This is a genomic window from Methylophaga sp. UBA1464 (assembly GCF_002325665.1).
In the GTDB taxonomy this organism is placed as follows: Bacteria; Pseudomonadota; Gammaproteobacteria; order Nitrosococcales; family Methylophagaceae; genus Methylophaga.
This window is the reverse complement of record NZ_DCSO01000062.1, coordinates 1,056-8,065: the sequence shown is the minus strand read 5'-3', so window position 1 is coordinate 8,065 and position 7,010 is coordinate 1,056. Positions and strand designations below refer to the sequence as shown.

The following is a 7,010-nucleotide window of genomic DNA, read 5'->3' as shown; positions in this document are numbered from 1 at the left end:
AACTTCGCAGTAAAAATGCCGGTATTGTTGATGTTTTATGGGCATTTTCACTGAGCTTTTTAGCATTGTTTCATTTGATTACCAGTGATGGTTATCTGCCATTAAGTCTGCTGGCGGCCAGTATTATGTTTTTATGGTACCTACGTTTGGGACTGCATCTTGCTCAACGGGTATTAGGTGAGGATGAAGATGGCCGCTATAAATACTTGCGAGACTACTGGGCCGATAAAACCAATTTTTACCATTTTTTCTTTTTCCAGTTCCAGGCATTACTGGCCTGGGGTTTTGCCATTCCGGTCTGGTTAATCAGTCAGGGACAGATTGAAAACTTGGGACTGGCTCAATATGCTGGCCTGGCGATAGCGATAATCGCCATTATCGGCGTCACCACGGCGGATAAGCAATTAGCCGCTTTCAAAGCGGATCCCAAAAATAAAGGCGAGGTGTGTGAGAAAGGCCTGTGGAATTATTCCAGACATCCGAATTACTTTTTCGAATGGTTGCACTGGTTTGCTTATCCATTAATGGGAATGGGGCTGGAATATGGCGGTTGGTTATGGTTGGCACCGCTTATCATGCTGTTATTTCTGTATTTCATTACCGGCATCCCATATACCGAACAACAGGCAATTCGCAGTCGTGGCGATAAATATCGCCGTTATCAACAAACTACCAGTGCATTTATTCCCTGGAGGAAAAAAACATGAGTCTTATTTCTATAGCCGAAAAAGGCCTGGTGCCTGATGCGTTAATACGACTCGGCATCCGCAAGCTGCTAAGACAAAGACTTCATGATGAAAATGCCTATGATCCTGAAGCCGCCAGTGAAATTAAAAATCAATGCATTGAAATGTTGCGCAACAGTCCTATTGCCATTGAAACTCAAGCTGCGAATGAACAGCATTATGAAGTTCCGGCCGAGTTTTATCAGCTGTCATTGGGCAAACACCTTAAGTACAGTGGTTGCTGGTGGGATGATTACACTGTGTCACTGGATCAGGCTGAAAAAGCCATGCTGGATGTTTATGTCGAACGCGGAGATTTTAAAAACGGTCAGGATATTCTTGAGCTTGGTTGTGGCTGGGGCTCGCTGACCCTATATCTTGCTGAGCGTTTCCCTTATTCACGTATTACTGGAGTGTCAAATTCAAATTCGCAACGTGAATATATCGAAAGACAGGCATTAGCCCGTGGTTTAACCAATATCCATATTATTACCTGTGATGTGAATGAACTGGAACTGGACACACAATACGACCGTATCGTGTCAATTGAGATGTTTGAGCATATGCGTAATTACCAGCAATTGCTGGATAAAGTCAGTCGGTGGCTGAATGCTGAGGGCAAATTGTTTGTACATATTTTCTGCCATCGCAGTGTGGTTTATCCATTTGAAACGGAAGGCGATGATAACTGGATGGGGCGTTATTTCTTTACGGGTGGCTTAATGCCTTCGGCAGATACCTTGTTACATTTTCAGGATGCGTTGCAAATTGAAAAGCAATGGCTGGTCAACGGCCAGCATTATCAGAAAACAGCCGAAGCCTGGCTGGAAAACACAGATAAGAATGCCCGCCAGATTAAAGATTTGTTTGATCAGACCTATGGCAAGGGCGAAGGTGCTATCTGGCTCCAACGCTGGCGGTTGTTTTTTATGGCCTGTGCCGAGTTGTTTGGCTATCGCGATGGGACTGAATGGCTGGTCACGCACTATTTATTTTCCAAACGGGTAAACTGAGGCAATGGCTAAATCCAATACCAATCTGCAAGCCAAGCTGGTTAAAGTCTTTCTGATTCAGGTAGCGTTAATCAGTCTGGTCGCTATTGCGGGTATTTATGCCGCAAAAGCTACACTGCAGGATGTATTGGTTCGCGCCGCACTGGAGGGCGAGGCGCAACATTTCTGGGATATGCGATCTGAGGATTCTGACTTTCCTTTACCTAATACTATGAATCTGAAAGCCTATATGGCTGAGGGTAATGATTATTCGCATTTACCGCCGTCATTACAGGAGCTTGGACCAGGCCTACAGCGAACTGAGCTCGGCGGACAGCAGCCAATTGTGTATGTTGAAGATAAAGCTAATCGTCGTCTGTATCTGATCTTTGATGAAGTTAAGGTTTCACGTTTGGCGCTGGTGTTTGGGTTATTACCTTTGGCTTTAGTGCTGGTGGTGCTTTATCTGTTGGCGTGGATAGCCTATCGCCAGTCACATAAAGCGGTTTCACCTATTATGAAACTGTCCCGTGCGGTCAATGATGTGGATTTTCGTGAAGGTAACTTCCCACAGCTGGATCTGGATGAACTACGGAATATTCCTGATGATGAGGTCTCCAGTCTGGTTCGGGCATTGGACGAGTTTACCAACCGGTTGGAAAACTTTGTTGAGCGGGAGCGGAATTTCACCCGTGATGTCAGCCATGAATTAAGAACTCCGATTGCGGTTATTCGCGGGGCATTGGAGCTAGTTGAACGAAAATATGGCGATCAGGCGGTAACGGAAATGAACCGAATGTACCGCACCTTGACGGATATGGAATCGCTGATTGAAACACTGCTGTTATTGGCGAGGGAACAAGTGGAGGCTTTGCCTTTACGGGAAGTGACGGTCAATGATTTGATTGCTGCAGAACTTGATAACCTTCGTATGATTCACCAGGATAAACCCATCACTGTGAATGTAGAGGAATCCGGTATTTTAGTTGTTCAGGCAGCTGAACGTGTGTTGCCTATCCTGATCGGCAACTTATTACGTAATGCCTTTAACTATACACAACGTGGCAATATCACTGTATCTATTCGTTCAGATGGTTTTTCGGTGGCAGATAGTGGAATTGGTATGGATAGGGATCAAATGCAGAAAGTGTTTAAACCGTTTTTCCGTGCGGATGATAAGCAGCAGACAACAGGGTATGGTATTGGTATGACTATTGTGAAACGGCTTTGCAATCGTTACGAATGGAATTTACGTTTATCCAGTAAAATGGGCGAAGGCACCGAGGTCAGTGTGCACTTTCCCAAAGCCCAGTTTCGTAGTCTTTGATTAGGCATTTTGGATCGATTACCGCTCGCTACTGTTGCTGAAGATTCTGCATGGTCTATGGGGCTTACAGATCTTCTTCTCTGCAGAGCTTATAGCCTACGCCCGGTAAGGTATGCATCAACTGATTCTGAAAGGGTTTATCCAGGCTTTTTCGCAGGTTGTACAAATGGCTGCGTAACGTATCACTGTCAGGCGTATCATCTCCCCAAACTTCAGCTTCAAGCCGTTCACGACTGACAATCTTGGGGGATTCGCGCATCAGAATTCGCAATATATGCAAAGTGATAGGAGACAGCTTGATAACCTGCTCACCACGCATGACACGCATGGTATCCAAATCATAGGTCAGGTCGGCAACCGTTAACTTGCCCCCCTCCAGTTCACCACGCTGACGTCTTATCATCGCAATCAGCCGCGCTTCCAATTCGCGCATTTCAAATGGTTTGATTAAATAGTCATCTGCACCCAGATCAAAGCCATTGACTTTGTCATTAATCGTGTCACGAGCCGTGAGCATAATGATTGGTGTATGTAAATGCATTTCATGACGTAACCTGCGGCAGACTTCAAAGCCGTCGATGCCGGGAAGCATGATATCCAGCACAATGGCATCATAATGATGTTCTTCGCATAACTGCAGCGCGGTGATGCCATCAGTTGCAAAATCAACAGTAAAGCCACCAAGTTCTAGATAATCGCCCACATTAGCTGCTAAATCACGGTGATCTTCCACAATTAAAACCGTTGCTGATACTGCTTTCATACTATTCTCTTAAGGCCTGATATAGCTACGTTACGATGTATATAAATTCATCGCAAGTAACATTTTTGGGAATTTCTCCCAAAATTTAACAAAAGCTGTTTGACTAATTAAATAACAATCATTATCATTAACATCAACGTTAATTAACCGGGTTTATTTCATGATAGTTTGTGTATGCAACAACGTGAATGTAGAGAAAGTTAAAGCCTCTATTGATGCAGGCGCAGACACGCTTGAAGCTATCCGTGAAACTACCGGAGCAGCAGCATGCTGCGGTAAATGCCAGTTCAAAGTGAACCGTGTTTTACAGCAACACGCGCCACAGCTCGATGATCAGAATGGCTATCTGGTTGCTCAGACTGTAAACGCCTCTCATTAAAGTTGCGCAGATATCGCAACAGCATAAACTTCCCGCATTTATTAATCTGATTCCTTTCTCAAAACCATGAAAATTTCATGGTTTTTCTCTGTTCAACAAGTTATTAATTTGTTTAGCTTTAATCTTTATTACTGATTTAGATCCGGGCGAGGAATGCAATGCAGATGATAATTGTTATCATTTGTCTTTAATATCAATAACTTATCTTTGACTTTTATGGCTTATTAACGATAATCAACACTATCGAGCAATGAGAGAGGGATAATCCGATGAAAGGCGATAAAAAAGTTATTGAGTTGCTGAATAAAGTATTGGGCAATGAGCTGGTTGCTATTAACCAATATTTTCTGCATGCCAAAATGTATAAGGATTGGGGCCTGAAAAATCTCTATGAGCATGAGTATCATGAATCCATTGATGAAATGAAACATGCGGATGCACTGACTGAAAGGGTTCTGTTTTTGGAAGGGTTACCAAACCTGCAGGATCTTGGTGCATTACGTATCGGAGAAAATACCCGTGAAATGTTGGAAGCGGATCTCTCTTTAGAGCTGGATGCGATTCCGGATCTGAAAGAGGGCATTCAATACTGCGAACAGATTGCTGATTACGTTACCCGTGACTTATTCAAGTCTATTCTTGAATCCGAAGAAGAACACGTCGACTGGCTGGAAACCCAGCTGAGTCTGATTGATAAAATGGGTATTGAAAACTACCATCAGGCACAAATCGTTAAAGAAGCCGAGTAACAATACAGGTTTCAATTTAAAAGCTCCATCAGCCATGCTGATGGGGCTTTTTTGTATTCAGAATATGTAACTTTTTCTATAAATCAGCATGAAAGTTTGCCATTTTCAGATAACTCTCCAGGAAGTGTATCCCTATAATTGAAGATATAAATATGCTTTGCAGATTCTCTTAAAGGACAAAAAATGATTAATGCTTATGCGACACTGGAAGCGGGGGCTAAACTCACCCCTTATCAATATGATCCTGGTCCGCTTGGCGATCATGAAGTCGAGATTGAGATGCGTTATTGTGGCATTTGTCATAGTGATATCAGCATTATTGATAATGATTGGGGAATGTCCTCATATCCTGTTGTGGCCGGACATGAAGTGGTCGGAACAGTAAGTCAGCTAGGTACGGCTGTGACCAATCTGGAGGTCGGCCAAACCGTTGGTTTAGGCTGGTATGCAGATTATTGTGAAAGCTGTGAACAATGTCATAACGGTGATGAAAATATATGTCCGGATCTCACACCCACCATCGTTGGGCATCATGGCGGCTTTGCCGATAAGGTTAGGGCCAATGCCAATAGTGTGATCCCACTGCCTGAAGACATTGATCTCAAATCAGTCGGGCCTTTGCTGTGTGGTGGGCTGACCGTCTTTAATCCCTTGGTTCAATTTGCCATCAAGCCAACCGATAAAGTTGGCGTGATTGGTATTGGTGGATTAGGCCATATTGCATTGCAATTTCTGCAAGCCTGGGGCTGTGAAGTCACGGCATTTACCAGCTCGTCCAAATTACAGGAAGCTCTGGATATGGGCGCTCATTACAGCGTGGACTCGCGTGATGAAAACGTCATGGCAGAACTGCCCAGAAAATTCGATATGATTCTCTCTACAGTTAACGTCAAACTGGATTGGAACCTGTACCTGAGTAAATTAAAACCCAGAGGGCGGCTGCACTTTGTCGGCGCCACGATGGAGCCATTGGATATCAAAGTGTTTAACCTGACAGAAGCGCAAAGAAGTATCTCTGGCTCTGACACCGGTAGCATACAAACCTGCAACAAAATGCTGGAATTTGCACAGCGTCATCAGGTGAAACCAGTGGTTGAAATGTATCCATTTGAGCAGATAAACGAAGCAATTGAAAAACTGCGTAAAGGCGATGTGCGTTATCGCATTGTGTTAGAGCGCTAATCAGCAAAATAAGTGAAATTTAACTTTACTGATTGCAAATAAAAAGCCCCATCAGCATAACTGATGGGGCTTTAATATTCTGGGTAACCTATTGATAATACTAGGTTAATGTTGGTACCGAGGGCGAGAATCGAACTCGCACTTCCGAAGAAACCGGATTTTGAATCCGGCGCGTCTACCAATTCCGCCACTCGAGCAAAGTAGACTGCAAAATTAGAAAATATTTTTCTACAAACAATTAAAAATAGTCCTATTTATGCTTTTGGAGTTGAAATAAATTCCTAAATTTGCACCTCGTTAAACAAAAAACGAATTAATTCGTTATAATACAATAGATTAACAATGCCAAACGTAAACACTGAAGCTAAAATTTTTACGTGTACACAAAGTAAAGAACTCGCTCTTAACATAGCAGATGCTTTTGGTGTGAGTTTGGGCAATGTCATAACCTCTACTTACAGTGATGGGGAATTTCAACCATCCTATGAAGAATCTATTAGAGGGACCCGTATTTTTATTATTGGTTCTACGCATCCTGGTCCAGAAAATTTAATGGAAATGTTGTTAATGATTGATGCAGCCAAGCGTGCGTCGGCCAGACACATTACAGCCGTTTTACCTTATTTTGGTTGGGCAAGACAAGACCGTAAGGACAAACCCAGAGTGCCCATAGCTGCCAAATTGGTTGCTAAAATGCTGGAAGCAGCTGGAGCCACACGAATTATTACCATGGATTTACATGCAGATCAAATTCAAGGGTTTTTTGAAAAACCAGTTGATCACTTATTTGCATCAACCATCTTTTTGCCTTATTTACAAAGCTTAAATTTAAACAATTTAACCATTGCTTCTCCAGATATGGGTGGCTCCAAAAGAGCTTATGCCTATTCTAA

The 7,010-nt window shown here is 43.1% G+C and carries 8 protein-coding genes; 7 read left to right on the top strand and 1 reads right to left on the bottom strand.

What is annotated here, in order from left to right:
- The 3 genes from B3O33_RS07600 to B3O33_RS07590 form a co-directional block, all read left to right on the top strand.
- Positions 1–707, top strand: a 707-nt coding sequence (locus tag B3O33_RS07600; protein WP_292363326.1) for a DUF1295 domain-containing protein, incomplete at its 5' end; no start/stop codon positions are given.
- Entirely contained in the window at positions 704–1,738 is a 1,035-nt protein-coding gene (locus B3O33_RS07595) for an SAM-dependent methyltransferase (RefSeq protein WP_292360071.1), read from the top strand. The genes B3O33_RS07600 and B3O33_RS07595, both read left to right, overlap by 4 nt.
- A 4-nt stretch (positions 1,739–1,742) precedes the next feature.
- Positions 1,743–3,044: a sensor histidine kinase gene (locus B3O33_RS07590; protein ID WP_292360069.1), complete on the top strand. Its 1,302-nt coding sequence runs from the start codon at positions 1,743–1,745 to the stop codon at positions 3,042–3,044.
- Between the two features lie 64 nt (positions 3,045–3,108).
- On the opposite strand, the gene B3O33_RS07585 is transcribed toward B3O33_RS07590, so the two are convergent.
- Positions 3,109–3,807, bottom strand: coding sequence for a response regulator transcription factor (locus B3O33_RS07585; protein ID WP_292360067.1), 699 nt, complete (start codon positions 3,805–3,807; stop codon positions 3,109–3,111).
- Positions 3,808–3,967: 160 nt separating this feature from the next.
- Here B3O33_RS07585 and B3O33_RS07580 point away from each other — a divergent pair, with 160 nt between their 5' ends.
- The 4 genes from B3O33_RS07580 to prs all read left to right on the top strand — a co-directional run.
- A complete protein-coding gene (locus B3O33_RS07580) occupies positions 3,968–4,186 on the top strand; it encodes a (2Fe-2S)-binding protein (RefSeq protein WP_292360065.1) in 219 nt (72 codons plus the stop codon).
- Positions 4,187–4,455: 269 nt separating this feature from the next.
- Positions 4,456–4,935, top strand: a complete 480-nt coding sequence (bfr, locus tag B3O33_RS07575) for a bacterioferritin (protein WP_292360063.1) — start codon at positions 4,456–4,458, stop codon at positions 4,933–4,935.
- A gap of 183 nt (positions 4,936–5,118) precedes the next feature.
- Positions 5,119–6,117 (top strand): NADPH-dependent aldehyde reductase Ahr, encoded by a 999-nt coding sequence (ahr, locus tag B3O33_RS07570; protein ID WP_292360061.1) that lies wholly within the window; start codon positions 5,119–5,121, stop codon positions 6,115–6,117.
- Positions 6,118–6,459: 342 nt separating this feature from the next.
- On the top strand, positions 6,460–7,010 hold a 551-nt coding region (gene prs / locus B3O33_RS07565; protein WP_292363325.1), incomplete at its 3' end, for a ribose-phosphate diphosphokinase.

What these genes read in the sequence shown, in the direction of transcription:
- B3O33_RS07590 (WP_292360069.1), top strand. Translation starts at nt 1,743, where the DNA reads ATGGCTAAATCCAATACCAATCTGCAAGCCAAGCTGGTTAAAGTCTTT.
- B3O33_RS07580 (WP_292360065.1), top strand. Translation starts at nt 3,968, where the DNA reads ATGATAGTTTGTGTATGCAACAACGTGAATGTAGAGAAAGTTAAAGCC.
- B3O33_RS07595 (WP_292360071.1), top strand. Translation starts at nt 704, where the DNA reads ATGAGTCTTATTTCTATAGCCGAAAAAGGCCTGGTGCCTGATGCGTTA.
- bfr (WP_292360063.1), top strand. Translation starts at nt 4,456, where the DNA reads ATGAAAGGCGATAAAAAAGTTATTGAGTTGCTGAATAAAGTATTGGGC.
- B3O33_RS07585 (WP_292360067.1), bottom strand. Translation starts at nt 3,807, where the DNA reads ATGAAAGCAGTATCAGCAACGGTTTTAATTGTGGAAGATCACCGTGAT.
- ahr (WP_292360061.1), top strand. Translation starts at nt 5,119, where the DNA reads ATGATTAATGCTTATGCGACACTGGAAGCGGGGGCTAAACTCACCCCT.